Source organism: Actinosynnema sp. NPDC050801 (assembly GCF_040673975.1).
GTDB lineage: Bacteria > Actinomycetota > Actinomycetes > Mycobacteriales > Pseudonocardiaceae > Actinosynnema.
This window is the reverse complement of record NZ_JBFAQZ010000010.1, coordinates 122,197-148,341: the sequence shown is the minus strand read 5'-3', so window position 1 is coordinate 148,341 and position 26,145 is coordinate 122,197. Positions and strand designations below refer to the sequence as shown.

Sequence of the window (26,145 nt, the reverse complement as noted above, 5' to 3'; positions counted from 1 at the left end):
AGTGCTCGTAACGGAAATGATTGTCAATCGCACTGTAGCGCGACCCCTGCCGGAAGAACACCGTCCGCGCCCTGTCCCGGCTCGTTCGACCCACACCGGCTGCCGCGCACCCTCACCCCTTCACTGCCCCGGCGGTGAGACCCTCGGTCAGGAACCGCTGCCCGAACCCGTACATGACCGCGACCGGGATGCTGATCAGCAGCGAGGCCGCGGCCAGCTGCCCCTGCGGCACGACGTCACCGAAGATCATCGACTGCATGCCGACGGGCAGCGTCTTGTAGTCGTCGTTGGTGATGAACACGAAGGCGAACAGGAACTCGTTCCACGCGTTGGTGAGCGTGAACAGCGCGACCGCGAGCAGGCCCGGCTTGGCCAGCGGCAGCACGATCCGGATGAACGCACCGAACCGCGTGCAGCCGTCGACCAGCGCAGCCTCCTCGAGGTCGGCCGGGATCGACTTGAAGTAGCCGACGAGCAGCCACGTCGCGAACGGCAGCGTGAACGTGGGGTAGGCGAGCACGAGCGACCACAACGAGTCGTTGAGCCCGATCCCGCTCATCATCTGGTACAGCGGGATGAACAGCAGCGCGCCCGGCATCACGTAGGTGAGCAGGATCGTGACCGTGAAGCTCTCCGAACCCCGGAACTTCAGCCGCGCCAGCGCGTAGCCGGCCAGCGCCGCGCAGACCAGGGCGATCACGGTGGACGCCACCGACACCAGGATCGTGTTGACGTACCAGGTGCCGAACGCCCTGCCCGTGAACAGGTTGGTGAACTGCTCGGTGCTCCACGGCGTCGGCCAGAGGTCGTCGGTGCGCGCGACGATCTGGTCGTCGGACTTGAAGGCCGTGATCGTCATCCAGTAGAGCGGGATGAGCACGAAGCCCAGCAGGCCGACGAGCGCGATCCCCGAGCCGGCGCCGCCGACCAGGCGTGCGGCCGCCCCGTTGCCGCGCGCGGCGAGCGCGGAGACGACCCGTCCGACGGCGGCCGCGAGCACCACGAACACGCCGAGCACGAGCGCGGCCTTCCACACGATGTGCGGTGACGCCCAGACCAGCACGAGCGTCGAGCCCGCGACGACCACCCACGGCAGCGCCCGGCGCTGGGCGGGGGTCAGCCGCCTGCGCCCCATGTCGCCCGCGCCCGGCAGGTCGCTGCGCCGCATCATCCGCACGAGGATCACCACGAGGATGGCGATGATCGGCAGCATCACCAGCGTGACCGCGGCGCCCGCGCCCAGCTGCAACTGCTGGATGGCCTTGGAGTAGGCCACCATCACGTACGGTGCGGTGGCGTCCCCTGGTCCGCCCTGGGTCATCAGCCAGATCAGGTCGAAGTTGTTGAACGTCCAGATCGACGACAGCAACACCGTCACGATCATGATGTTGCGCAGCCCCGGCAGCGTGATGTGCACGAACCGTTGCCACGGCGAGGCGCCGTCCACCATCGCCGCCTCGTAGAGACCGCCGTCGATGGCCTTGAGCCCGGCGAGGAACGTCACCGTGAAGAACGGGATGCCCTTCCAGACGTTGACCAGGATGACGGCCGGCATCGCGAGCGCGGGGTCGGACAGCCACTCCGCGGGCCACTTGTCGACGAGCCCGATCGCGGCGAGGAAGGGCCCGATCCCGGAGTCGGTGAGCACGACGTTGACGCTGCCGAAGATCGGGTCGAACAAGGACCGCCAGGTGAAGGCCGTGACGACCGTCGGCACCACCCACGGCAGCAGGATCACCCCGGCGATGATCGTCCGGCCGCGGCGCATGTGGTGCAGCATCAACGCCGCGATGAGACCGAGGGTCACCTTGAAGATCTCGGCGTACGCGGTGAAGACGAACGAGTTGAGCACGCCCTTGTGGAACACGGTGTCGTCGATGAGGGCGGTGTAGTTGTCCAGCCCGACGAACACCGTCTCCGCGCCGTGGCGCTCCGTGGTACTGGTGAAGACCGAGCTGACGATCGGGAACAGGATGAGGCCTGCGACCAGCAACAGCGTCGGCCCGATGAACACGGCGGCGAGGCGCCAGTCGCGCCCGAGCAACCGCTGCGACGAGGTGAGCGAGGACGACGCGCCCGGCGCCGGACTGGCCGGCGCCGGCCGCGTCGCCTTCGGACGCAGGACCGTCACTGCTTGTAGCCCTGCTGCTCGAAGACCTGGACGATCCGGGCGTGGGTCGAGGCGACGGCCTCGGCCGGCCGGGTGCCCTGGATGACCGCCTGCATCATGTCGGTCAGCAGGTAGGCGGCGGTGGCGGCCTGCTCGCCGGGGCTCGGGGCCTGGGGGAAGGCGAAACCGGTCCTGGTGGTCAGCGGGAGCGGCGTGCGGGTCTGCTCCCGCAGCGCGGGGAAGGCCGGGTCACCGCTGGTGTAGTACGGGTCGGAGTCCCACACCTTGTCCCACGCGGGGTTGACCAGGCACGGTGCTCCCTTCGCGACACCGAGCAGCGCGGTACCGCCGACCATGAACTTCGCCACCAGCTTGGCGAGGTCGGGGTTCTTCGCCCCCTTGAACACGACGAACGAGTTGGACTCGCCGAACGCGAGTGGCTGGTCGATCGCCGGTCCGGTGGCGCCGTTGAACGGGTGCGTGTTGGCGTAGACCGGGTTGTTCTTGGTCTTCGAGTCGGCGTAGACGCTGAACTGGTTGAGCGTGAGCCCCAGGATCTGGGCCAGCCAGTTCTCGTTGTTGCTGGAGTCGGTCCAGCTCCCGATCCCGGGCGGCAGCATCGGCGCGTACTTCGGGTTCGTGTAGATGTCGCCGATGAACGTGACGGCGGCGACGGTCTCCGGCGAGTTGAACACCACCTTCGTGCCGGTGTTGTCCGCGATCGCACCGCCGTAGCAGTTGATGACGTTCGTGATGAAGCCGTTGGCGTCGCCGGAGCGGTTCACCGTCAGACCCCAGCCGTAGCGCCGCCTGGCCGGGTCGGAGATCTCCAACGCGTTGTCGCGCAACTCCTCCCACGTGTAGTGGGGCTTGAGCGGGAGGCCCTTCTCCTCGTACCAGTCCTTGCGCAGGTACATCGCGGTCGCGATGAAGTGGTAGGGGATCGCGTACCAGCGCCCGCCGAACACGCAGAAGTTGGCCGCCTCTGTCGCGGGTTCCCCGTAGAGCGCCCGCATCTCCTCGACCACGTCGGTGACGTCGGTGAGGGCGCCGAGGTTGTGGAGCTGGCCGACGAACCGCCGGTCGCTCATGAACGCCAGGTCGCGGCTGGTGCCCGCCTTCACCTCGGTGTCCATCTTCGCCACCATGTCACCGGCGTCGCCGGAGACCAGGTCGTTGCGGACCGTGGTGCCGGTGGCCTGCGCGAACGCCTGGAGCGACCGGTCCAGCGCCTGGTTGGCGGCCTCCGAGTAGAGCTTCTGCGAGAGCATCCCCACCGACCCGCCGCGGAGCGCGGCCGCCTGGTCGAGCAACGCCTGGGGCACCTGGACGTCGACCTGCGGCACGGCGGGGTCGCCCCCGCACCCGGCGAGACCGAGCGCGCCCAGCGCGCTCATCCCGAGGAACGTGCGCCTCGATAAAGCCGTTTTCTCTTCCACGACAACTCCTTTCACGTCCGATCGAGCGGACGCTCACCGACGGGGCGACGTTGCAACCGGCGGGACAGCGAGACGAGCGCCGCGCTGCCGGGTCGTTCCTGCGGCGATCGACGCCGAACTGCTGGTGCGCTGTCCTGACAGGCCGTCGCGCAGCCCGGACGACCTGCGGGGCCGCCACAGCGGCACCGGGCGCGGGCCCCGGCGCCAGGACGGCCGCCCGTTCCGCGGAGTCGAGAAGCCCCCCACCGGACAACCATCGCGTTGGCCACGCTCGGCACGACACCGCCAACCAGCCGCACTCCGAGGACCGTCCACATCGCCGCAGGCAACATCCGGCTACCCGGCCCGGCGGCCGGGGTTCACGGCCGCGCTTGCATGCAGTCGACCCAGGACGCGGTGGTGACGACGATGTCGGCCGGGTGGGTTTCGGTCACGGTCCCGTCCGACACCCGGATCTGCGCGCGGTACGTCGCCAACGGCACCGTCGCGGACCCCTGCACGAGCGTGAACCCGTTGATCCTGACCGCACCGTCTTCGGGGTCGGGGTGGTTGGAGCCCGGCGGGATGCGGCTCTCCGTGGCGGTCCAGCCGGGAGGCAGGTCGCGCATCCCGAAGTCGAGGTCGGTGGCCCAATTCCCGGTCACCGCGAAGATGAAGTAGGACTGGTGGGTCCTCCCCTCGGGGCCGTACTGGACGCACATCCGGTGTGGGGCACCGAAGTCCCGCAGGTGCCACGTCTGGGTTTGCGAGGCCGCCTGCGCCGACGCGACGACCGATGAGCCGACCAGGGACAGCAGGAGCACCGGGACCAGCGTGAGCACCGATCGGGCGATCCGGAACACCACTCTCATCGAATCCCTCCTGAACTGGCGTGAAACGCTTCGGCCGACGCTAGCGACCGGATCTCAGAATTCACTGAGACCCTCGTCGGACCGACCGTCTCTTGTGGACCGCACCGGCGCGGTCGCTCCGGACGGGTGATCCACGTCGACCTCGAGTCCCGGACGTCGTCAGCGCTTGGTGGACCACTCCTCCGCCGGGGTGAGCGGAACCGGCGCCGGTCGGTCGACCGTGGTCGTCAGGGCGATCCTCCGTCCTTCGTCCGCGGCGCGGAGCACGGCGGTCATGGTTTCGAGCACGTGCAACGCGAGTTCGCCGCCCGCGCGCGGTGGGTGTTGTCCGCGGGCCGTGATCAGGTCGAGGAGGCCGATGCCGCGGCCGGCTCCGGCGTAGCCCGCGCTCGGGGGCAGTTCCCGCCACTCGGTCCCGCCCAGCGGGAAGAGGCGGGTGGTGCCGTCGAAGTGGTTGGGGTCCGGGACCGCGAGGGTGCCGGTCTCGCCGTGCACCTCGATCGGCGCGGTGGTGGTGGTGACGCCGTCGAAGCTCGTCGTGATGGTGGAGAGCGCGCCGTTGGCGTGTTCGAGCACGCCCGAGACGTGGCTCGCGACCTCGACCGCTATCCGCTGCCCCGTCCTGGGGCCGGAACCGATGACGCGCTCGTCGCGCAGCCGGCTCGCCATGCCGATCACCGCGCGCACCGGGCCGAGCAGGTGGACCAGCGCGGCGATGTAGTAGGGCCCCATGTCCATCAGGGGACCGCCGCCCTCGGCGTAGTAGAAGTCGGGGTTGGGGTGCCAGCGCTCGTGCCCCGGCGTGACCATCACGGCCGACGCGGACAGCGGACGCCCGATGAGGCCGCGGTCGATCGCGGCGCGCGCGGTCTGCGTGCCCGTGCCGAGAACGGTGTCGGGGGCGCAGCCGACGCGGACACCGGCCTCGGCGGCCCGGTGGACGATCGCCCGGCCCTCCTCGAACGTCACGGCGAGGGGCTTCTCGCCGAACACGTTCTTGCCGGCGTCGACGGCGCGCAGCGCGATCCCGGCGTGGGCCGCGGGAGTGGTGAGGTTGAGCACGGTGTCGACGTCCGTACCGTCGAGCAGGTCCTCGACGCGCACCGCGGCGGCGTCCGGGAGCTCGGCGGCGACCGCGGCCGACCGGGCGGCGTCGAGGTCGGCGACCGCGGTGATGCGCACCGCGGGGTGGGCGCCGAGCGTGTTCAGGTACGCGCGGGAGATGACCCCGAGGCCTACGACGCCGACGCGGTGCGGGTCGCCCACAGCATTCCCCTCTCGATGACGGTGCGGACGTCGGGGTGCTCCAGCACGTCCAGGCTGTGGCCGGGGGTCGTCACGACGATCCGCCCGGCGCCCCACTGCCGGGTCCAGACGGCCGGGGAGGTGACCGGTCGGCGCCACGGGTGCCACTCCGGGGCCGGGTGGGTCGTGGTGGCCAGCACGTCGACCAGGTCGTCGTGCAGCACCCAGTACTGCTCGGTGACCAGCTCGAAGTCCTCGATGCCCGCGGTGATCGGGTGTTCACGGCCGAGCGCGGTGATGTTCACGGTGTGCGGCAGGTAGTTGTCCTCCTGCCCGCCCGTGCGCTCGCCCGGCTCCTTGCCGGGGTGCGTCGCGAACTGGCCGCCCACCAGGTGCAGGTAGTCCGACGAGGCGCGGAACGAGTCCACGATGCCACCGTGCCAGCCGGTGAGACCGGTGCCCGCCTCGACCGCCGCACGCAGCCCGGCCACCTCCTGGGCGGTGATCTGCGACATCGTCACGCACTGCACGACGAGGTCGGTGTCGGCCATCTCGGCGTCGTCGGCGTACACCTCGGTCGAGTCCTCGACCCGCACGGCGTAGCCACCGCGTTCCAGGAACGGGATGAACAACGCGGTCGCCTCGACCGGCCGGTGGCCCTCCCACCCGCCGCGGACCACCAGTGCCTTCGGCTTTCTCACGCGCATTCCCCTTCAGGAACTGCTCTCCGGTGGCCTCCGACGCCCGCGGCAGCGGCGAGGGCAGTGCTCTTCAGGCGCATGGTTCCCTTCCGAATGGCTCGCTCGACGAATTTCGACGCTACTGGCGGGTGGTTGAACGGTCAAGCAGCTGCGGGAAGGCAGTCGGCGCCGGAATTGCACGAAACATTTCGGATATTTCCCATTGCGGAAAACCGGCGATCCGAAGCGTGATTCACGACCCCGGTGCGTCGGTCCTGGACGTGCCTGAGGTGGTCGCGCCTTCGTGACCCCGAGTCGATGGCGCGCCCGGGCTTCGAGGGGCGTCGCACGGGGTACCGGGTGGCATGGTCTTCTCGCTCAACCGGGTCGTGAGCACGCCCCTGCTGTACTTCTTCATCCTGGGCGACATCCTCGGCGCGGGGGTGTACGTGCTGGTCGGATCGGTCGCCGGCGAGTCCGGCGGTGCGGTGTGGCTGCCCCTGCTGACCGCACTCGTGCTCGCCGCGCTGACCGCCGGCTCCTACGCGGAGTTGGCCACGAAGTACCCGAGGGCGGGAGGGTCGGCCCACTACGCCACCAAGGCGTTCGGCCCCGCGATCGGTTCGTTGATCGGGTTCTGCATGCTCGCCGCGGGTGTCGTGTCGGTGGGCGCGTTGGCGCGCGCGTTCGCCGGGGACTACTTGCGTGCGCTGGTCTCGTTGCCGACCGCCGCCGTCGTGGTGGTGTTCCTGGCCGCGTTGGCACTGCTCAACATCCGCGGCATCAAGGAGTCGCTCGGCGCGAACGTCGTGGCCACGCTCATCGAGGTGGGCGGCCTGGTGCTGATCATCGGCCTGGGCACCTGGGTGATCCTGCGCGGTGACGCGGACCTCGGCTGGCTCACCGAGGTCGGGACCGGCGGGCAGGGGATCGTCGGCGCGACGCTGGCGGGTGCGGTGCTGGCCTACTACTCGTTCGTCGGGTTCGAGACGTCGGTGAACCTGGCCGAGGAGGTCAGGGAGCCGCGTCGGTCCTACCCGCGTGCGTTGTTCGGCGCGCTGCTCACCGCCGGCGTCGTGTACGTGCTGATCGGCGTGGTGGCCGCCGCCACCGTGCCGACCGATCAGCTGGCGGGGTCGAGCGGTCCGCTGCTGGAGGTGGTGCGCCTGGCCGGTGGTGTGCCGGAGGGGTTGTTCGGCCTCGTCGCGCTGGTCGCGGTGGCCAACGGTGCGCTGCTCACCGGCATCATGTCCTCCCGGCTGGCCTACGGCATGGCCCGTGACGGTCTGCTGCCCTCGGCGCTGGCCCGCGTGCTGCCGGGTCGGCGGACGCCGTGGGTGGCGATCCTGGCCACGTCCGCGGTGTCCCTGGTTCTTGCGTTGACCGGCGAGGTCGCCGCGTTGGCCGAGACGTTGGTGCTGCTGCTGTTGGTGGTGTTCGTGGCGGTCAACGCAGCCGTGCTGGTCCTGCGCCGCGAGGAGGGCGAGGGGGAGCACTTCCGGGTGTTCACGTTCATCCCGTGGCTGGGTCTGGCTTCGTGCCTGTTGCTGTTCACCCAGATCGACGGCTCGGTCTGGGTGCGCGGCCTGGTCCTGGTCGGTTTGGGTGTTCTGCTCGCCGCGGTGAACGCGGTGCGGGCGAGGCGTGCCGACCCCGCCCCTTCGACCGAGTGACCGGTCGCGCCGGTGGACGTCGGACCCACGACGGTGGCCGAGGTCCCCGGTGGCCCCGAAGCGTCTGCCGATCGGTGGTGCTGTGGTTTCGGGTCGTGCTGTCATCCTGAACGGAGCCCGCGCATGCGAGGCCCGGTCCCGGAGCAAGGAGGTCCACCGTGATCCGTCGTCTGCTGGTCGCCGTCGTGGCGGCACTCGGCGTCGTCGCCCTCGCGCCGGCCTCGGCCCAGGCCATCCCGGTGTGCAAGAGCGGCTACGCGTGCCTGTACCAGTGGTACGCCGACCCGGAGCACACCGAGTTCAACGGTTTCCGGGCCATCAACTGCGACGGCAGCGTCGACAGCTCCGGCGTGCAGCGCGGCTACCTGGAGTTCGGTCAGGCGCGCTGCAACACCCTCGGCTGAGCCCGCTCGGGGTCATCCGGTCACGAGGCACTCCGCGCGGTGCGGAGTGCCGGCGTCGGCGGCTGTGGTCGACCTCCTGGGCCAACAGGAGGTCGACTGGCTCTGACGCTCGGCTGCACGGCGTGCGTCCAGAACCGCTGGTGCTCGTCGAACATACCCGCCGGTGACGGTGTGGGACCAAGCCGTTGGACGCCGTGGGATCGCTGTCATCTGCGCAAACGCGGGTCGTGCCGGTGGTCGTGCCGGTGTGGGCGTCCCGACGCGGGGGAGGGGCGCGGAGCCCGGACCTGGACGCGGTGGGACGTGGTGGGACAGGTCGTCGGATGCCGCCGCGGGGTGGGCGGGAACGCCTTCACCAGCTATCCCGTCGTGTTCCGTGGAAACGGCGAGGTGGCGGTGGTAAGCCTTGTGGGTCCGGAGATCCGTGCGGATCCCGTGCGGCAGGGCCAACTGCCGGCGGGAGTCGGATCACCGGCCCACACGAACGATCGGCTGCACGGCGTCGTCGTCTGTACCGGGTGACCATCGAGCATGCGACGACGCCCTCACACCGGAGGGCGACTCATGGGTTTGTGCTGTCACTGGGAGGTCCGGCCGACGGCCGGGGACCGCGGCGGGCGTCGGCGGTCCGACCACGGCGGGTGGGCGTTATGACTTCGCCGAAACTCCAGGATCGCGAGCACCGGACGTCCCCGGCGGCGTTCCTCGGCGCTGTCCGGGGCGAGATCAGGCGAGCCGGCCTGTCGATCCCGGACCTGGCCCAGGACGTCGGCCGTTCCACCGAGGTCGTGCGCGTCGGGGTGCAGCAGCGGATCCGCGAGTGGCCCTTCTACCGGAAGGTGCTGAACGCCTGCGCGGCCGACAGGTCCACGGTCGAGCACCTCCACCGCGCGTGGCAGCGGCTGGACGCGTCGGAACGCGGCGGGGCGAGGCCGGCGAACGTCGTGCCGATATCGCAGTACGTACCCGATGCGCACAAACAGCGACCGCGCGCCGTGCCGTTGGGGGACGACGAGTTGGAGGCTCGCACCCCGGCGGAGTTCATCTCCCTGCTGCGCCGGGTCCAGGTGCGGTCCGGGTTGACCCCGGCCGAGGTCGCCGTCCGCGGCGGCATCCCCCGCAGCACCGCCTACCGGTTCGTCAACGACCAGAAGAACTCGTCGCTCCCCACGAAGATGGACCAGGTTCGGGCGTTCGTCGTCGCGTGCGGGCTGCCCGAACCCCAGGTGGAGAAGGTCGTGGTCCTGTGGTGCGAGCTGCAGGGTGGGACCGTGCCGGTCGACGACCCGGCGGCGACGGTCGAGCCCGTCGAGCCGGCCGAGCCGGTCGAGCACCGGGAAGAGGCCGAACCCGATCCCCCGGTGGCGGCGGTGCGGGACGATCAAGCGGACGGCACGCCGAGCGTCCGGGACATCGTCGCCCCCCTGCTGATCGGGCTGGCCCGGCCGGTGCTGGCCATGGCGTGCGTCCTGGTGGCGACGGGGACCACCGCGGGCGTGGCGCTCTCCATCGGCGCCCTGCCCGCCGGGGCGCGGCTCCTCGCCGTGGTGATGATGGCGGTGCTGTTCACGGTGGTCGGCGTGTCGTGGTGCGTGAGCGCCAACCAGCAGACCGGGACCAGGTGCCATCGCCCTCACCCGACGCCGCGCGGTGGCCTGGTCATCGAGGACGTCACCGGGGTGCCGGCCGTGATCGGCGTGGCCGGTCGGGACAACGACCGTTCCGAGCCAACGCGCTTCGGCTGAGGGCGACCATGCGCCCGGAATGGTCGACAGGGCCCTTCTCCGCCCTCAGTGAAAGAGAACTCGAAGTGCTCGAAGTGATCGCGCGCGACAAAACCGACCGGGAAATCGCACAGTACCTGGGTATCGGCGAACGCACCGTGCGCGCACACGTGGGCAGGATCATCCTGAAACTCGGCGTCGCGTCACGGGTCGGTGCCGCGGTCGCGTTCGCCAAGTGGCACGCCCAGGGCAGCGCCGGTCGATGTGGCGGTTCCTGCATGGCGGAAGAGCCAATAGTGGAACTCCGCACGATGGCGCCACACTGGTCGTGAGCCGAAATACCGGACCGGTCGAGCCAAAGCGGTTCCGGGCGATACGGCCGAGGCAGTCGTCGATTCCGGTCGCCGACCGCCATCGCGATCGGGCCGGTCCCGGCCGGGGGGTGGGACCGGCCCGATCCGCGATGGCGGCCGTCAATCCCCGGATGTCGTTCCGAGCACCGTCTCGACACCCATCGAATTCGCTCCGGTCCGAGAAGGTGATCCGGCGCGCCGATCTCGAAGTCGTGCACGTCATGGTGGTGGAGCGTGGTGCGGCGCGTTTCAGCCAGGGGATGTTCAACCGCACGTTCCGCGCCGCCTACGGGGCGCCGCCCGGTGATTACCGGGCGCGTGCCACCGGGAGCGTCGCGGGCGGTCAACCTGCCGGCGGCCGCGGTCAATGACACGGTCGGTCGCGAGACTCGGCAACGGCGGAAGCGTCCGGATGCCAAGGGGGAGGGCAGCCCGGGCAGTGCGGCGGAGCCGGTCGAACTCGACGCCACCCAGCGGCGTTGTGGATCCGGTTCCGCCGCATGACGTGCACCGGGGGTGCCTGGTCGAGCTCCGGGCCACCACACCTCCGCAAACGTTCACCTTCCGCTTCCGGTCGGCTACTGTGTGGTCATCCGATTCCGGGAGGTACCGGTGAAGGCACGGATGCTCGTCGTGGCGGCGGGTGCCGTCGCCATGGTCGCCGCTCCCACGCCGGCGGTGGCCGCACCCACCCTCGACGTCGTCTGCCAGACCTACGGCAGCAGGTTCTCGTGCTTCACCGCCCGCAGCGGCGGTTCGCCGATGACCGTCACCTGGACCCGCAACGGCGTCCACGTGCCCGCCTGGGACGGCCTGGGGTTCGTCTTCGGCCAGTGCGTGCTCGGCGAGGTGGTCACCATCGGTGCGACGGTAACCGACCCCACCGGGTCCACCACGGCCGACGAGACCTTCCCGTGCAACACCGGTCCCTGGCCCGAAGGCGCGGGGCCGGTTCGCTGACCGGCCGTCATCGCGAGGCGACGGGGTCGCGGTGAAGCTGTTCGTGAGCCGTGCCGCGGCGGGCCGGCCGCGCTACGACTGGGACTTCGACACGACCGGGACTTCGACGCGCACCGGGTCCTCCGGTCGACGTCAGAACGCGTAGCGGACGCGCAGGTACGGGGCGTGCCGGGTGATCAGGTCCAGCAGCTCGTCCAGCAGGCCGCGCTTGAGGCCACGCCGGTAGCGGACGTTGACGCCGCCGCCCTCGCTGCGCTTCACCTCCTGCAGGTCGGGCCGCCACAGGACGTCCTCGGCGCGGGGATGCCAGCGCAGGTTCACCTCGTGCAACGCCTGGTTGTGGGTGAGCATGATGATCTCCGCGGCCAGCTGGTCGCGGGTGGCGGGCCGGACCGCGTCGCCCAGCGCCGGCAACAGCTCGCGCCAGTCGTCCAGCCACCCGTCGTGCACGACGACCGGGCTGAGGTTGACGTGCACCTCGTACCCGGCGGCGTGGAAGTCGTCCAGGGCGGCGAGCCGTTCGGCGATCGGGCTGGTGCGGATGTCGAGCAGCTTCGCGGTGCGCTCGGGCATCAGGGAGAACCGCACCCGCGTGCGGCCTCGCGGGTCCCAGTCGAGCAGGTCGCGGTTGACGTGCTTGGTCGCGAACGACGCCTTGGCGGTGGGCAGGTCGCGGAACAGCTCCACCAGGTCGCGCACGTTGTCGCTGACCAGCGCGTCCACCGAGCAGTCCGAGTTCTCCCCGATGTCGTACACCCACGACGCGTCGTCCACCTGGCCGGGCTCGGTCATCGGCCCCTGCCGCGCGACGTGCCGGGCCAGGTAGCCGGTGATCTGCTCGATGTTCGCGAACACCGTGATCGGGTTGGAGTAGCCCTTGCGCCGCGGCACGTAGCAGTACGCGCAAGCCATCGCGCACCCGTTGGCCGTCGACGGTGCGATGAAGTGCGCCGATCGCCCGTTGGGCCGGGCGCTGAGCGACTTCTTCACCCCCAGCACCAACGCCTCCTGCTTGATGCGCACCCAACGGCGGGCATTGCCCTCGTCGCCGTGCAGCTCGGGGATGCGCCAGTGGCTGTCGACCTCGACGCGCTGCGCGTCGGGGAACCGGTCGAGCACCTCGCGCCCGCGCGGCAGGTCCGCGGCGGCGGGCTCCACGTAGATGCGGGTCGGCGAGATCAGCGGCTGGGTGCTCACCCCTCCAGTGTCCGAGCGGGACCGACGGAACCGCACGTCGAGCGGTGCCCTGTGGGCCGGTTCACCCCGCCCGACCGGGTGGCGGTCGTCACCGTCGCGCGCCCGTCGCCGCCGCCACGGCCGGTCCGGACCTGCCGCGCGACACCGCGACGCCGACCAGGCACAGCACGCCACCCGCCAGCGCCACGGACCGGGCACCTCGTCCAGCAACGCCCACGACATCAGCACGACGATCACCGGCACCAGGTACGTCGTGGCGCGAGCGCCCCGGTGGTCATGTGGGAGAGCGCGTGTGCCGCAGCGCGGGCTTCTGCGCCACCACCCCGCGACAGCGCCGACCAGCAACCGGCCCAGCGCGAGCGACCCCGGCTCGAAGTGCTCGCCCGCGTACCGGATGCCGACGAACGCCGACGCCCACAGCACCATGGTCACCAGGACCGCCGCGGCGGCCTTCCCGTCGACATCGCTGCGCTGCACCGGCTCAACCCCCGCCATCGCGCGGATGTCACGTCGTCGCAGCTTCCCGGTCGGCGTTCGGGGCAACTCGGCCACGAAGACCACGTCCTCCGGGACCTTGTACCAGCTCAGCGTGGCGTGTGCACTGGCGAGCAGCTCGGCCCGCACCTGCTCCGGCGACGCGTCGTCCGCCAGCGCCACGAAGGAGCGCAGCGTCGTGACACCGGTCCCGCCCCGCGCCGAGCACACCGCCGCCTCGCGCACGCCGGGTGTCTCATGAGGAGGTCCTCGGTCTCGGCGGGGTGCACGTTCTGGCCACGTCGAAGGTCGGCCACGACTCCCCAGGTCGTCGCCGTGGTCGAGGTTGACGGCCCCCCGGTGCGGGTGTCAAGGAGAATTGATCGGCCGCGTCCTCGCGCACTCGGTGAATCAAGGCGAATGCGCAGGTGGGCACGCTGAAGCTCGCACGTTCGAGTGAATTCCGACGATTGTTCCGGGGAATGCGGGAAAACGTCGTCACCCTGATTCGGACCGGTCAGGTCGAGCCGGGCCAACCGGTCGGGATCGGAGAGGACGTCAAGGGCGACGACCTTCCCGTCGACCGCGGTGAAGCTCATGATCGAGAACAGGGCGCCGTCGACGGTGTTGACGAGTCCGGCGGCTCCGTTGTCGGCGGTCCACGAGCATGACGAGCGGAACTCCGCGGATGTGACCGCGCCGGCGCCGGGCCCGTCCGGAGCGTTGTCACCGGAGGCGGCAGTACTGTGGTCGGGAAGGTGCGCATCGAGGTGGGAGCGGGTTTGGCGGACCACGTGCGGGTGGGTGTCGTCCGCCTTGTCTCACTGGTGCTGATCGTGGCGGCGCTTGCCGTCGGCGTGCTCACGGGCGTCACACCCGACGTCGCCGAGTTGCGCGGCTGGGTGGAGGCCACGGGTGCGGCGGCCCCGTTCGTGTTCGTGGTGGTGTCCGCGGCGGGGTCGGTGGCGCTGGTGCCCAAGCCGCTGCTGAGCGTCGCGGGCGGGGTGCTGTTCGGGCCGCTGGTCGGCACCTGCGCGGTGGTGGCCGGTGTGACGGTCGGCGCGTTGGCCGGCTTCGTCATCGCCCGTCGGCTGGGCCGCGACGTGGTCCGCCCGTGGACCGCTCGGGGCCGGGTGGCGCGGGTCGACCGGATGCTCGAACGCCGCGGCTTCCCGGCGGTCATCGCCCTGCGGTTGCTGCCCGTCGTGCCGTTCGGCCTGGTCAACTACGTCGCCGGGCTCAGCAGCCTGCACGTCGGCGCGTTCGCGCTCGGCACCGCCGTCGGCGTGGTCCCCGCGACGTTGGTCTACACGGTCACGGGCGCCTCGCTGAGCACGATGACGGTCGGCCAGTGGCTGCTGGCGGGCGCGGCGGTCGGTCTTCCCGCTGTGGTCGGCTTCCTGCTGTTCCGGCGCGGCCGGTCGGCCGAGGGGCCGTCCACCGGTTGACCGCGGCCCGGCACCACGTCGGTCGAAGCCAGCACCACGTCGGTCGAAGTCGGTGTCCTCGGCGGCGTGTGCCCGGAGGGGGTGATCGCCGGCTTCAGGAGCGCACGAGTCGGCCGATGGCCGCGCTCGCCTCGGCGATCTTCTCGTCCGCCACCTCACCGCCCTGCTGAACGGCTTCGGCCACGCAGTGCTTGAGGTGCTCGTCGAGCAGCCCGAGGGAAACGGCTTGGAGGGCCTTCGTGGCCGCCGCGATCTGGGTGAGCACGTCGATGCAGTACTCGTCGTTCTCGACCATGCGCTGCAACCCGCGCACCTGACCCTCGATGCGGCGCAACCGCTTGAGGTGGCCTTCGCGGCTGTCGGAGTAACCCGGCATGGCGCGTTCCCTTCCGTCGCGTGCTCGGAGCCGACGATACGCGGGCAGGGAACAGGCCTGGGGTCGTTCACCTGGTCGACGGGGTTTGTGTACCCCCAGGGGGTATGCTACGGTGACGAACATACCCCTACCAGGTATGTGAATCCGGGAGTCGGACATGCAACACGAGCACCACGACCACGAGGCCCACCAGGCTCACGCCGCAGGCGTCAGTTGGAGCACGGCCGCGTCGGCGACGCTGCACTGCTTGACCGGCTGTGCGATCGGTGAGGTGCTGGGGATGGTGATCGGTACGGCGCTGGGGTGGGGTGCTCTCGCCACGATCGCGTTGGCGGTCGCGCTGGCTTTCGTGTTCGGTTACGCGTTGACCATGCGCGGTGTGCTCAGGGCGGGTGTGGGTTTCCGTCGGGCGCTGAAGGTGGCGCTGGCGGCGGACACCGTGTCGATCATCGTCATGGAGGTCGTCGACAACGGTGTGATGCTCGTGGTGCCCGGTGCGATGGAGGCGGGCCTGGCAAGCGTGCTGTTCTGGGGCGCGCTCGCCTTCTCATTCGCGGTCGCCTTCGTCGTCACCGTGCCGGTGAACAGGTGGCTCATCGGCCGGGGACGCGGCCACGCCGTCGTCCACGCCTACCACCACTGAGCCGGCGGGCTCCGGCCTCGTTCTCGACGTGCAGATGGAAGTGCGAGGCCCCGGAAACCGGGACCTCGCACGTCGTACCGCTGTGTTCGATCAGGCGAAGACGTCGATCAGGCGAAGATGCCGAACACGTCGATCACCAGGTGCGTGTAGCCCGCGTTGTTGTAGAACTCGTGCGCGGGGCGGTACACGTTGTCCATCTCGTCGTACGCGCTGCCCAGGCGCACGGTGGCCATGTTCGGCGAGGTCTGGCCGGGGACCAGGTTCAGCGCCGAGGTGTTGGGCCTGCTCGTGCCCGCCGGGAACGGGGTGACGTAGGTGTTCGCCGTCGGCTCCGTGCCCGTCAGGTTCAGCAGCAGGCTGTTGTTCACGGCCAGCTCGGGGTCCAGGTAGAGCAGGGTCAGCTTGCCGGCGGGCGCGATCGGCGTGAGGTCGTCACGGGTGTCGAACGCACGACCGGGGGTCACCGGGTAGAAGTCCGCGCCACCGCTCTCGGTGGGCAGGTAGTACCCGGTGATGTCCACGATCAGGTGGAGGAAGCCGGCGTTGTTGTACAGGCTGACCTTGCGGTCCGCGCTCAGCGAGACGGTCACACCGTTCGGCGTGGCGCCACCGGGCACGACGTTGAGGCTCGACGCGGTCGGCCGGGTGGAGCCCGACGGCCACGCGGTCACGTAGGTGTTGGCGGTCGCGTCGACACCGGTGACGTTCAGCGACACCGCCGTCGCGCCGGACGGCACGCCCGACGACGCGAAGTCGATGCTGCGGGACTCGCCGGCGTAGAACGCGCCGCCGGTGTTGCGGGAGTCGTACACGCGGGTCGGACCGGTGGCGAAGTACCGGCCGGGCGTGGTGAACCCGGCGCCCGGGTTGTCGTGGACGTAGTAGCCCGCGACGTCGGCGATCAGGTGGGTGCTACCCGCGTTGTTGTACAGGTTGATCGTGTCGTCGAGCGACACGTAGGTGGTGACCGAGTTGGCGCGGGTCTCGCCGGGCACCAGGTTCAGGGTGGACACACCCGGTCTGGGGATGTCGCCGCCCTCCCACACCGACACGTAGGTGTTGGCGGTGGGCGAGGTGCCGGTCACGTTCAGCACGACCGCGAGGGCGTACGGCGGGAGGTTGTCGACGCCGACCTCGATCTTGCTGCCGCCGGCGACGGGCGTGGTGACCCCGCCGCGGCCGAGGCCGGAGCGGGTGTCCAGGATGCGGCGCGGGGCGGACGGGATGAACCGCGTGCCCTGGTACTCCGCGGCCTGGGCGGTGCTCTCCCCGGTGGTCTTGGTGCCGAAGGGCCGGCCGGGACGGCTGATCCCGGTCGACACCTCGGTGCGGGCGACCTGCTCCCCGTTGCGGGCGGACGCGGGCTCGGCGGTGGCCGGTGCCGCGCCGGTCACCACGGCCGCGGTCGCCGCCGTGGCGACGAGCAGCGCTGTGGAACGACGCATTGATCCTCTTTCCTGACTGCAGGCTGAGTTCAGCCTGCACTGTGAGTTACAGGCGTCGGTCGATCAGCCAGTCCGTGAAAGAGACACGCGAAGACAACAGCGTGAAGCGCGATCCCCCAGATGGAACAAGCCCCCCGACTCGACCGATCGAAGGGGACACTACCTCAGGGGTACGACCGCCGGAAGCGGTATGCGGCGGGACTCTCAGCCCGCGGGCTTCGCCGAGATGTGCACGAATTCGTTGTACGTGAACAGCTTGCCCGCCGACCGCGGGAACGGGAACGACATGCGCTTGCGCTCGACCAACCCGAGTTGGGAGGTCACGTCGGCGAGGCCGTCGAGGTCGGTGAACGCCACGTGCGTGGGGTCCGACGCGTAGCCGCGCTCCTGCGGGCAGATGAGCACCAGCAGGCCGCCGGGCGCGAGGAAGTCGATGTAGCCGCGCAGGATCTCCACGGCTTGCGGGCGCGGCATGTGCTCGACCAGGTGCGCCGCCAGCATGCCGCCGAAGCGGCCGGGCTTGGCGTACTCGGTGTCGTAGAACTCGTCGGTGGTGAACGCCGTCAGCCCCATGTCGCGGCAGATCTGCACCGAGTGGGGGTTGTGGTCCACGCCGACGCCCTTGGGCGCGAGGTGACCGAGGTTGCGGCCGATGCCGCACCCGATGTCCAGCACCTCGCGATCACCGAACAGGCGCCGCACGTTCCAGCGGTACGGGGCCTGGACGTTGAGCACACGCTTCCAGGGCAGGTTCTGCAGGCGCGCGAGGCGGTCGGTGTAGTCCTGACCGTCGGTCTTGTCCACGCCTCGTACGGTAGACGACGTTGAGGCCTCTGCCACCTCCAGGGTGTCGTCGGTCCGCGACCACCCGGCCTTGACCAGCGGGGCGTGACGGAAAGTGGCGAATCGACACTCAGCGTTACGGTCGTAGTCGAAATGGGGAACGACGCCGCTCGACATCGTCGCCGCGCGGCGGTGGTGACGTCACCCGCCGTGCGGTATTCGACAGCGCCGCGGGTGTCGTCCGAACTCTGTCCCGCCGGCGGGACAGAGTTCGTTCCCGGCTGCTCCGCCAACGGCCAGGGGTTCCCGGCGAGTCCGGTGCTGCCCTCGTCCTGCAACACCCGGCGGACGTCGCGCGGCGCGCGACATCCCCGCGCTTCTCACGCGGGGTGCCGAACGTCGGCCCGTAGTCCAATGTGGACGAAAGGGGTCGAGCGCCGGGCACGGTCCACGTGGAAGCACGGGCCGGTCGCCCGCTAGGCGATGCCGGCGGCGATCAGCTGCTGCCAGATCTCGCCCTGGTCGACCACCTCGACGCCCAGCTTTTCCGCTTTGGTCAGCTTGCCCGCGCCGACGTCGGCCCCGGTGATGAGCAGGTCGGTGTTCGCCGAGACGGACGACGCCGTGGTGGCCCCCGCCTTCTCGCACAGCCGCTGGAAGGTGGGCCGCGGCACCTTCTCGCCGGAACGCGGGTCGCTGATCGCACCGGTGACGACCACCGTCTTGCCCGCCAGCGGCGCGTCGGACGCGATGACGGGCGGCAGGTCCTCCTCCCGCACGTCCAGGGAGACGCCGTGCTCCCGCAGCCGGGCCAGCTCGGGCCGCAGCCGGGCGAGGTGCTCGATCAGCGAGGCGGCGACCTTCGGCCCGATGTCCTCCACGGCCACCAGGCGCTCCTCGCCCGCGTCGGCCACCTCTTCCAGCGAGCCGAAGCCCGCGCGGCACAGCCGGGCGGCGGTGCCCTCCGACGCCATCGGGATCGCCAGCCCGATCAACGCCCGCCGCAACCCGACCCGGCTGCTCGCCGCGATCGACTCGATCATCCGCGCGGCCGAGACCTCGCCGATGCGGTCGAACTCCAGCAGCCGCTCCTTGGTCAGGGTGTAGAAGTCCGACGGGTGTTCGAGCAGGCCCGCCTCGGCGAGCCGTTCGATCCACACCGGGCCGACCGCGTCGATGTCCGCGGCCGCCCGCGACGCCCAGTGGATCAACCGCCGCACGGTCTGCGCCGGGCAGGCCACGTTGGTGCAGAACAGCTCGCGGCTGTTGCCCTGCTCGGTCAACGGCTGACCGCACGACGGGCACTCGGACGGCGGCACGATCTCCCGCTCCGCCCCCGTGCGCTTGGCCGCGTCGAGCACGCCCGCGACGAACGGGATCACGTCGCCGGCACGGCGGATCAGCACGGTGTCGCCGATCCTGATGCCCTTCGCCCGGATGACCTCCTGGTTGGCCAGCGTCGCGCGGGTCACCGTCGTGCCACCCACGAACACCGGCTCCAACCGGGCGACCGGGGCGATCTTGCCGGTCTTGCCGACGTCCCACACGACGTCGGCCAGCACCGTGGTCTTCTCCTCGGCGGCGAACTTGAACGCCAACGCGCCGCGCGGCGAGTTCGAACGAGTGCCCGCGGCGGCGAAGGCGTCCCGGTTCGCCAGCCGCAGCACCGCGCCGTCCAGGTCGTAGTCCAGCTCGTTGCGCCGGGCCTCGATCCCGGAGATCACGTCCTGCGCCGCGGCCGCGTCGTCGCAGTGCCGCATGTCGGCCACGGCGAACCCCAACGCCCGCAGCCCGTGCTCCAGGTCCGCCGCCGCACCGCCCTCGGACGTGTCGAGGTCGAAGGCGAAGAACGTCAGCCGCCGCTCGGCGACCGTGGCCGGGTCCTTCGCCCGCAGCGTGCCCGCGGCGGCGTTGCGCGGGTTGATCAGCGGCTTGTCCGGGTGCGCGGTGTTGTAGGCGGCGAACGTGGAGCGCAGCATCACCGCCTCGCCGCGCACCTCCACCCGGCCCGGCGCGTCGACCCGCTCCGGCACGCCGTCGACCAGCGCGCGCACCAGCGTGGTCACGTCGTCACCCGTCGTCCCGTCGCCCCGGGTGACCGCCCGCGCCAGCCGCCCCTGCTCGTAGACCAGGGCCAGCGACAGCCCGTCCAGCTTCGGCATCACCACCACCGGCTGGCCGGGGAAGCGGTCGAAGAACGCCGCCACCTGCTCCGGCTTGGTCGCCTTCTCCAGCGACAGCATCGGCCGCGAGTGCCGGACCGGCGCGTGCAGCACCGCGGGCGCACCCACCTGCTCCAGGGGGTTCGGGTCCGGGGCCCACTCCGGGTTGGCCTCGATCAGCCCTCGCAACTCGTCCTCGATCGCGTCGTACTCCGCGTCCGCCACCAGGGGCGAGCCCTGGTAGTAGGCGTCACGCAGCACCACGATCTGGTCGGCGAGTTCCTGGATGCGTTCGCGCGCGTTCACGGCCGACAAGTTACCCGTGACCACCGACAATTCGCCGTCCCGAGGCCTGCCGCGGGGCGAATCTCGGTCGCGGCGCCGCCCGATCGGGCATAACTTCTGCGTCGAGCAGAGGAGAACCGTGGAGCAGATCAGCAAGCGACTGATGAACTGGGCGTCCATCCTGGACCCGGGCACGCGCGAACAGGCCGCGAAGGCCTCGCGGATGCCGTTCATCTACCCGCACCTGGCGCTCATGCCCGACGCGCACCTCGGGAAGGGCGCCACGGTGGGCAGCGTCATCCCCACCCTGGGCGCGATCATCCCGGCCGCGGTCGGTGTCGACATCGGTTGCGGCATGATCGCCGTGCGCACCCAGTTCACCGAGGACGACTTCCGGGGCCGCCCGCTCGCCCCCCTGCGCGAGGCGATCGAGCACGCCGTGCCGCTGTCCGCGGGCAAGTACAACACCCGGCTGACCGACACGGCGCGCGAGCGGGTCGACGCGCTCGCCGACCGCGCGGAGAAGGCCGGCTTCGACCCCGGCGCGTACGCGGCCAACTGGCAGTTGCAGCTCGGCACCCTCGGCAGCGGCAACCACTTCATCGAGGTCACGCTGGACGAGACCGGGCGGGTGTGGCTGTTCCTGCACTCCGGGTCGCGCGGCGTGGGCAACAAGATCGCCCAGAAGCACATCCGGATCGCCCACGAGCAGTGCGCGCGGCGGTGGATCGGCCTGCCCGACCCCGACCTCGCCTACCTGGTGGAGGGCGAGGACGAGTTCTGGCACTACATCCGCGAGATGCGCTGGGCGCAGGAGTTCGCCTGGCTCAACCGCGAGGAGATGATGGACCGCGTGGTCGGCTGCGTGGCCGACTGGCTCGGCCGCGAGGTGGACCGGCGGGAAGTGGTCAACTGTCACCATAATTATACGGAGCAGGAGACCCACTTCGGCAAGAAGGTGTGGTTGTCCCGCAAGGGCGCCATCAACGCCGAGGAGGGCCGGGCCGGGCTCATCCCCGGCTCGATGGGCACCGCCTCGTACGTGGTGGTCGGCAAGGGCAACCGGGTCGCGCTGAACTCCTCGCCCCACGGCGCGGGCCGTGAGTACTCGCGCTCGGCGGCGCGCCGGGCGTTCGGCCGGGAGGACCTGCGCAAGGCGATGGTCGGCATCGAGTACCGCGACACCGACGCGTTCATCGACGAGATCCCGGCGGCGTACAAGGACATCGACGTCGTGATGCGGGACGCGGGCGACCTGGTCGAGGTGCGCCACACGTTGCGGCAGATCGTCAACGTGAAGGGCGATTGACGGTCCGGACGCCGGCCTGGTGGTAAAGCTGGTCCGGGCACTCGTGACGGGATGGAAGGGGGTTGATGAATATGGCTGCCGGCAGCTGTCCTCAGCATGCCCTCATCCGGTTCGCGCCCGTCGGGGGCGCGGCCGGGTCCTCATCGTCGACCAGGAGTTCCGAGTGTCTTCATCGTTGTCCGACCTGACCACTGACCGGCTCGTGCTGCGGCCGTGGACCGCGGCCGAGGTCGCCGCCGTCGTGGCCGGCGCACGGCTGCCGCACTGGGCCGAGGACTTCCCGGCGGAGGGTGATCAGTTCATCGCCGGCCTGTTCGCCGAGCACTCCGCCTGGCTGGGCGGTTACGGCCACCGGCTGATCGTCGAACGCGACGGCGGCCTGGTGGTCGGCTCGATCGGCCTGTTCTGGCCGCCCCACGACGGCGTCCTGGAGATCGGGTACGGCGTCGTGGCGTCCCGGCGGGGGCGTGGTTACGCCTCCGAGGCCACGCGCGCGCTGACCGACTTCGCCTTCACGTCACCGGACGTGCGCGCGGTCCGCGCCGATGTGGAGCTGTCGAACCCCGCCTCCGTCCGCGTGCTGGAGAAGGCCGGGTTCACGCGGTCGGGTGGCGAGCCCGAGGAGGGCGTCGTCCGGTACGGCGTCACCCGCCCGTAGTCGGCACGGCGGGGTCGGCTTCGGTCGGCCCCGCCCCAGCCGCGCCCCGCCCGCCCCGCCGCGCCGCGCCCCCAGCCCCAGCCGCACCTCGGCCCCACCCAGCCCTCTCGGCCCCGCTCCAGCCGCGTCTTGGCCTCGCGCCGACCGCCACATCGGCAAAGCCGCAGGTGAAGCGTGTTCGACCCCCGGCTATGCATGGTCATGCAGCGTCGTGCATACTTCTCATCGTGTCCAAGGTGCTCACTTACCTCCCCGCCGGCGAACACGTCGGCATCGCGTTCTCCGGTGGTCTCGATACGTCCGTGGCGGTCGCCTGGATGCGGGAGAAGGGCGCGGTGCCGTGCACGTACACCGCGGACATCGGTCAGTACGACGAGCCCGACATCGCATCGGTGCCGGGCCGCGCCGCGACCTACGGCGCCGAGATCGCCCGACTGGTCGACTGCCGGGCGGCCCTGGTCGAGGAAGGGCTCGCGGCGCTGGCCTGCGGCGCGTTCCACATCCGGTCCGGCGGTCGCGCCTACTTCAACACCACGCCGCTGGGCCGGGCCGTGACGGGCACCATGCTGGTGCGCGCCATGCTCGACGACGACGTCCAGATCTGGGGCGACGGCTCCACCTACAAGGGCAACGACATCGAGCGGTTCTACCGCTACGGCCTGCTCGCCAACCCGTCGTTGCGGATCTACAAGCCCTGGTTGGACGCCGCGTTCGTGAGCGAGCTCGGTGGCCGCACGGAGATGTCCGAGTGGCTGCTCGCCCGCGGCCTGCCGTACCGGGCGAGCACGGAGAAGGCGTACTCCACCGACGCGAACATCTGGGGCGCGACGCACGAGGCCAAGGCGCTCGAACACCTCGACGCGGGCATCGAGGTCGTCGACCCGATCATGGGCGTGCGGTTCTGGGACCCCGAGGTCGAGATCGCCACCGAGGACGTCACGATCGGCTTCGACCAGGGCCGACCGGTGACGATCAACGGCAAGGAGTTCTCCTCCGCGGTCGACCTGGTGCTGGAGGCCAACGCCATCGGCGGCCGGCACGGCATGGGCATGTCCGACCAGATCGAGAACCGGGTCATCGAGGCCAAGAGCCGCGGCATCTACGAGGCGCCCGGCATGGCGCTGCTGCACTCGGCCTACGAGCGGCTGGTCAACGCCATCCACAACGAGGACACCCTCGCCGCCTACCACAACGAGGGCCGCAAGCTCGGCCGGTTGCTGTACGAGGGCCGCTGGCTGGACCCGCAGGCGCTGATGGTGCGCGAGTCGTTGCAGCGCTGGGTCGGCATGGCGATCACCGGCGAGGTGACGCTGCGCCTGCGGCGCGGTGACGACTACTCGATCCTCGACACCACCGGTCCCGCGTTCAGCTACCACCCGGACAAGCTGTCCATGGAGCGGACCGAGGACTCGGCGTTCGGGCCGGTCGACCGCATCGGCCAGCTCACCATGCGCAACCTCGACATCGCCGACTCGCGCGCCAAGCTGGAGCAGTACGCCGGGCTCGGCATGGTCGGCAGCCAGTCGACGTTGATCGGCGCGGCCCGGGTGACCCCGACCGAGCTGATCGGCGCGATGCCCGAGGGCGGCGCCGAGGTCATCGCCTCGCGCGGCAAGGTGGCCGACGACGAACTGCTCGACCACGCCGCCCTGGAGGCGGGCAACGACTGACCGGTCCCGAGGCCCTGATCGCGCGTGCGCCGCTCACCCCGAGCGGCGCACGCGTTCGCGTGACGGGGTTTCGGACGCCGGTCGCCCTCCGGGTGGCGGCGGGCCTGACTACCCGGGGCGACCCGGTGGTGACGTGCTGGAACGGCAACCGTGGAGAAGAGGCGGGGCGACCGCCGGTGTGAGACTGCCCGTACCTGGCGCCGAGCGGAAGGCAGGGCGGCATGGACAACTCCACGGTCCTCCTCCTTTTTCCCATCACCGTGGCCGTCATCATGCTCGGGCTGGGTCTCACGCTGACCACGGCGGACTTCCGCCGGGTGGTGCGGTACCCGCGGGCGATGGTGGTCTGCCTGGTCTGCCAGATGGTGGTGCTGCCCGCGATCTGCCTCGGCCTGGTGGTCCTGTTCGGCCTGGCGCCGGAGCTGGCGATCGGCATGATGCTGCTCGCCGCCTCGCCGGGCGGTAGCACGGCCAGCCTGTACAGCCACCTGTTCAAGGGCGACGTGGCGCTCAACATCTCGCTGACCGCGGTCAACTCGGTGCTGGCGATGTTCACCCTGCCGCTGATCGTCAACCTGTCGGTGGCGGGCTTCCTCGGCGCGGACAGCTCGATCGGCCTCCAGTTCGACAAGGTGGTCCAGGTCTTCGCGATGGTCCTGGTCCCGATCGCCATCGGCATGGTCCTGCGCTCGCGGTTCCCGCGGTTCGCGGTCCGGATGGAACGCCCGGTCAAGATCCTGTCCGTGGTCGTCCTGATCATGATGATCGCCGGTGTGATCAGCGGCCTCGGCGAGGAGGTGTTCGCCATCCTCGGCGACATCATCGTAGTGGTCCTGCTGTTCAACCTGATCAGCATGACGATCGGGTACTTCGGTCCGCGCCTGTTCAAGGCCGGCCCGCGCGAGGCGACCGCGTCGGCGTTCGAGATCGGCCTGCACAACGCGACGCTGTCGATCGCCATCGCGATGAGCCCGACGCTGCTGGACAACACCGAGATGGCGATGCCGTCGGTGACCTACGGCTTCGTCATGTTCATCACCGCCATGATCTTCGGCTTCGTGGTGGCCCGCCGCGTGCAGGCCCGGACCGATCCGGTGGTGACGCCGAGCGGGACGTGACGCCCCGACCGTCGCCCCCGTGCCCGCACCGGCTCCGCGCATCGCGGCCGGTGCGGGCACGGGTGTTCCCGGCGGTTCACAGGCCGTGGCGACGCCCGCCCGCGACCAGCTCGGCGACCCGGGCCTCCGACTCGGCGGAGAACGGGCCGCGGTGGGCGGCGACCGCCTCGCGGGTCTCCTCGGCGATCAGGTCGGCGTTGATCCGGGCCCCGGCGGTCGCACCCGCCGCGGCGGAGGCGCCGACCTGCGCGGCCAGGTCGGTGACGTTGCCCGCGACCCAGACCCCCGGCACGTCGGTCTGGCCCGTCGGGTCGGACGGGATGTGCTCGCCCAACCCCGACGGGTGCGGGACGGGCCGGAGTCCCAGCGCGGCCAGGAAACCGGCGCGCGCCACCATGCGCGACGCGACGGCCACCGCTTCGCGGGCCACCGAGCGTCCGTCGGCGAGCCGGACGCCGACGATGCGGTCGTCGACGATTTCCAGTGCCGCGACCTCGCCCTCCACGACGTCGACACCGCGTGCGGCCAGCTGCTCGGCCTGCTCGGCGGTCGGCGGCGCGGTGTGGGAGAAGAACGTGACGTCGGCGCTCAGCTGCCGGAACAGCAGCGCCTGGTGCACCGCCGTCGGCCCGCTCGCCAGCACGCCGATCGCCTGGTCGCGGACCTCCCAGCCGTGGCAGTACGGGCAGTGCACCACGTCGCGGCCCCATCGGTCCCGCAGGCCGGCCACGTCGGGCAGCTCGTCGACCAGGCCCGTGGTCACCAGCAGTCGTCTGGCCCGGACCGTGCGGCCGTCGGCCAGCCCGACCACGAACCCGTCGTCCGACCGCGTCACGGCGTCGACCTCGCCGGTCACCACGTGACCGCCGTAGCTGCGGACCTCCGCCCGACCGCGCGCGAGCAACTCGGCCGGCGGCATCCCGTCCCGGGCCAGCAGCCCGTGCACGCCGTCGGCGGGCGCGTTGCGCGGGGTGCCCGCATCGACCACCACGACCGACCGCCGTGCCCGCGCCAGCATCAGCGCCCCGTTCAACCCGGCGGCGCCACCGCCGACCACCACCACGTCATAGCCGTCATCCAGCTGAAAGGTCATCACGACCACCTCCACGACCCACCATGCGGGGGCGTGGCGCGGATC

24 protein-coding genes and 1 pseudogene are annotated in these 26,145 nt (G+C 70.8%); 13 read left to right on the top strand and 12 right to left on the bottom strand.

What is annotated here, in order from left to right:
* Nucleotides 1-112: 112 nt before the first annotated feature.
* The 5 genes from AB0K14_RS23110 to AB0K14_RS23090 form a co-directional block, all read right to left on the bottom strand.
* The gene (locus tag AB0K14_RS23110) at nt 113-2,131 is read right to left on the bottom strand and encodes an ABC transporter permease subunit (RefSeq protein ID WP_360465095.1); all 2,019 of its coding nucleotides are present in this window, start codon (nt 2,129-2,131) and stop codon (nt 113-115) included.
* Nucleotides 2,128-3,507, bottom strand: a complete 1,380-nt coding sequence (locus tag AB0K14_RS23105) for an extracellular solute-binding protein (protein ID WP_360465097.1) — start codon at nt 3,505-3,507, stop codon at nt 2,128-2,130. Before AB0K14_RS23105 ends, AB0K14_RS23110 begins: the two co-directional genes overlap by 4 nt.
* A gap of 401 nt (nt 3,508-3,908) precedes the next feature.
* On the bottom strand, nt 3,909-4,400 hold the full coding sequence (locus tag AB0K14_RS23100; protein WP_360465100.1) for a DUF5980 family protein: 492 nt from the start codon (nt 4,398-4,400) through the stop codon (nt 3,909-3,911).
* A 159-nt stretch (nt 4,401-4,559) separates the two neighbouring features.
* Nucleotides 4,560-5,666, bottom strand: a complete 1,107-nt coding sequence (locus AB0K14_RS23095; protein ID WP_360465102.1) for a Gfo/Idh/MocA family oxidoreductase — start codon at nt 5,664-5,666, stop codon at nt 4,560-4,562.
* A complete protein-coding gene (locus AB0K14_RS23090) occupies nt 5,636-6,352 on the bottom strand; it encodes a ThuA domain-containing protein (protein WP_364338642.1) in 717 nt (238 codons plus the stop codon). Before AB0K14_RS23090 ends, AB0K14_RS23095 begins: the two co-directional genes overlap by 31 nt.
* A gap of 338 nt (nt 6,353-6,690) precedes the next feature.
* Here AB0K14_RS23090 and AB0K14_RS23085 point away from each other — a divergent pair, with 338 nt between their 5' ends.
* The 6 genes from AB0K14_RS23085 (at nt 6,691) to AB0K14_RS23060 (ending at nt 11,439) form a co-directional block, all read left to right on the top strand.
* On the top strand, nt 6,691-7,998 hold the full coding sequence (locus tag AB0K14_RS23085; RefSeq protein WP_360465107.1) for an APC family permease: 1,308 nt from the start codon (nt 6,691-6,693) through the stop codon (nt 7,996-7,998).
* 158 nt (nt 7,999-8,156) lie between these two features.
* Entirely contained in the window at nt 8,157-8,402 is a 246-nt protein-coding gene (locus AB0K14_RS23080) for a hypothetical protein (protein WP_360465110.1), read from the top strand.
* A 650-nt stretch (nt 8,403-9,052) separates the two neighbouring features.
* A complete protein-coding gene (locus AB0K14_RS23075; RefSeq protein ID WP_360465112.1) occupies nt 9,053-10,147 on the top strand; it encodes a hypothetical protein in 1,095 nt (364 codons plus the stop codon).
* Nucleotides 10,148-10,155: 8 nt separating this feature from the next.
* Nucleotides 10,156-10,458, top strand: coding sequence for a helix-turn-helix transcriptional regulator (locus AB0K14_RS23070; RefSeq protein WP_360465114.1), 303 nt, complete (start codon nt 10,156-10,158; stop codon nt 10,456-10,458).
* A gap of 206 nt (nt 10,459-10,664) precedes the next feature.
* Nucleotides 10,665-10,850, top strand: a complete 186-nt coding sequence (locus AB0K14_RS23065) for a hypothetical protein (RefSeq protein WP_360465117.1) — start codon at nt 10,665-10,667, stop codon at nt 10,848-10,850.
* Nucleotides 10,851-11,091: 241 nt separating this feature from the next.
* A complete protein-coding gene (locus tag AB0K14_RS23060) occupies nt 11,092-11,439 on the top strand; it encodes a hypothetical protein (protein ID WP_360465119.1) in 348 nt (115 codons plus the stop codon).
* 132 nt (nt 11,440-11,571) lie between these two features.
* Here AB0K14_RS23060 and AB0K14_RS23055 read toward each other — a convergent pair whose 3' ends face one another.
* Nucleotides 11,572-12,858: a spore photoproduct lyase family protein gene (locus AB0K14_RS23055; RefSeq protein ID WP_360465153.1), complete on the bottom strand. Its 1,287-nt coding sequence runs from the start codon at nt 12,856-12,858 to the stop codon at nt 11,572-11,574.
* A 357-nt stretch (nt 12,859-13,215) separates the two neighbouring features.
* Nucleotides 13,216-13,341: pseudogene (locus tag AB0K14_RS23050) on the bottom strand (hypothetical protein); the annotation flags it as partial.
* 197 nt (nt 13,342-13,538) lie between these two features.
* Between AB0K14_RS23050 and AB0K14_RS23045 the strand changes: the two are divergent.
* Both AB0K14_RS23045 and AB0K14_RS23040 read left to right on the top strand, forming a co-directional pair.
* Nucleotides 13,539-13,781 carry a hypothetical protein gene (locus tag AB0K14_RS23045; protein ID WP_360465122.1) on the top strand — a complete coding sequence of 81 codons (243 nt, stop codon included), beginning with the start codon at nt 13,539-13,541 and terminating at the stop codon, nt 13,779-13,781.
* A gap of 87 nt (nt 13,782-13,868) precedes the next feature.
* Nucleotides 13,869-14,558: a TVP38/TMEM64 family protein gene (locus tag AB0K14_RS23040; protein ID WP_360465125.1), complete on the top strand. Its 690-nt coding sequence runs from the start codon at nt 13,869-13,871 to the stop codon at nt 14,556-14,558.
* A 94-nt stretch (nt 14,559-14,652) separates the two neighbouring features.
* Here the strand turns inward: AB0K14_RS23040 and AB0K14_RS23035 are convergent, their stop codons facing one another.
* Nucleotides 14,653-14,934, bottom strand: coding sequence for a metal-sensitive transcriptional regulator (locus AB0K14_RS23035; RefSeq protein WP_360465128.1), 282 nt, complete (start codon nt 14,932-14,934; stop codon nt 14,653-14,655).
* A 157-nt stretch (nt 14,935-15,091) separates the two neighbouring features.
* Between AB0K14_RS23035 and AB0K14_RS23030 the strand changes: the two genes are divergently transcribed.
* The gene (locus AB0K14_RS23030; protein ID WP_360465130.1) at nt 15,092-15,577 is read left to right on the top strand and encodes a DUF4396 domain-containing protein; all 486 of its coding nucleotides are present in this window, start codon (nt 15,092-15,094) and stop codon (nt 15,575-15,577) included.
* Nucleotides 15,578-15,684: 107 nt separating this feature from the next.
* Here the strand turns inward: AB0K14_RS23030 and AB0K14_RS23025 are convergent, their stop codons facing one another.
* From AB0K14_RS23025 to ligA, 3 genes are all read right to left on the bottom strand, one after another.
* The gene (locus AB0K14_RS23025; RefSeq protein WP_360465133.1) at nt 15,685-17,022 is read right to left on the bottom strand and encodes a hypothetical protein; all 1,338 of its coding nucleotides are present in this window, start codon (nt 17,020-17,022) and stop codon (nt 15,685-15,687) included.
* A gap of 204 nt (nt 17,023-17,226) precedes the next feature.
* Nucleotides 17,227-17,826, bottom strand: a complete 600-nt coding sequence (locus AB0K14_RS23020; protein WP_360465136.1) for a class I SAM-dependent methyltransferase — start codon at nt 17,824-17,826, stop codon at nt 17,227-17,229.
* 455 nt (nt 17,827-18,281) lie between these two features.
* Nucleotides 18,282-20,273 carry an NAD-dependent DNA ligase LigA gene (gene ligA / locus AB0K14_RS23015; RefSeq protein ID WP_360465139.1) on the bottom strand — a complete coding sequence of 664 codons (1,992 nt, stop codon included), beginning with the start codon at nt 20,271-20,273 and terminating at the stop codon, nt 18,282-18,284.
* Between the two features lie 118 nt (nt 20,274-20,391).
* Between ligA and AB0K14_RS23010 the strand changes: the two genes are divergently transcribed.
* From AB0K14_RS23010 to AB0K14_RS22995, 4 genes are all read left to right on the top strand, one after another.
* Nucleotides 20,392-21,561: an RtcB family protein gene (locus AB0K14_RS23010; protein ID WP_360465141.1), complete on the top strand. Its 1,170-nt coding sequence runs from the start codon at nt 20,392-20,394 to the stop codon at nt 21,559-21,561.
* 163 nt (nt 21,562-21,724) lie between these two features.
* Nucleotides 21,725-22,219 (top strand): GNAT family N-acetyltransferase, encoded by a 495-nt coding sequence (locus AB0K14_RS23005; RefSeq protein ID WP_360465144.1) that lies wholly within the window; start codon nt 21,725-21,727, stop codon nt 22,217-22,219.
* A gap of 227 nt (nt 22,220-22,446) precedes the next feature.
* Nucleotides 22,447-23,889, top strand: a complete 1,443-nt coding sequence (gene argG, locus AB0K14_RS23000) for an argininosuccinate synthase (protein ID WP_360465147.1) — start codon at nt 22,447-22,449, stop codon at nt 23,887-23,889.
* Between the two features lie 221 nt (nt 23,890-24,110).
* On the top strand, nt 24,111-25,007 hold the full coding sequence (locus AB0K14_RS22995; RefSeq protein ID WP_364338635.1) for a bile acid:sodium symporter family protein: 897 nt from the start codon (nt 24,111-24,113) through the stop codon (nt 25,005-25,007).
* A 76-nt stretch (nt 25,008-25,083) separates the two neighbouring features.
* Here the strand turns inward: AB0K14_RS22995 and AB0K14_RS22990 are convergent, their stop codons facing one another.
* The gene (locus AB0K14_RS22990) at nt 25,084-26,100 is read right to left on the bottom strand and encodes an NAD(P)/FAD-dependent oxidoreductase (protein WP_360456833.1); all 1,017 of its coding nucleotides are present in this window, start codon (nt 26,098-26,100) and stop codon (nt 25,084-25,086) included.
* Nucleotides 26,101-26,145 lie beyond the last annotated feature (45 nt).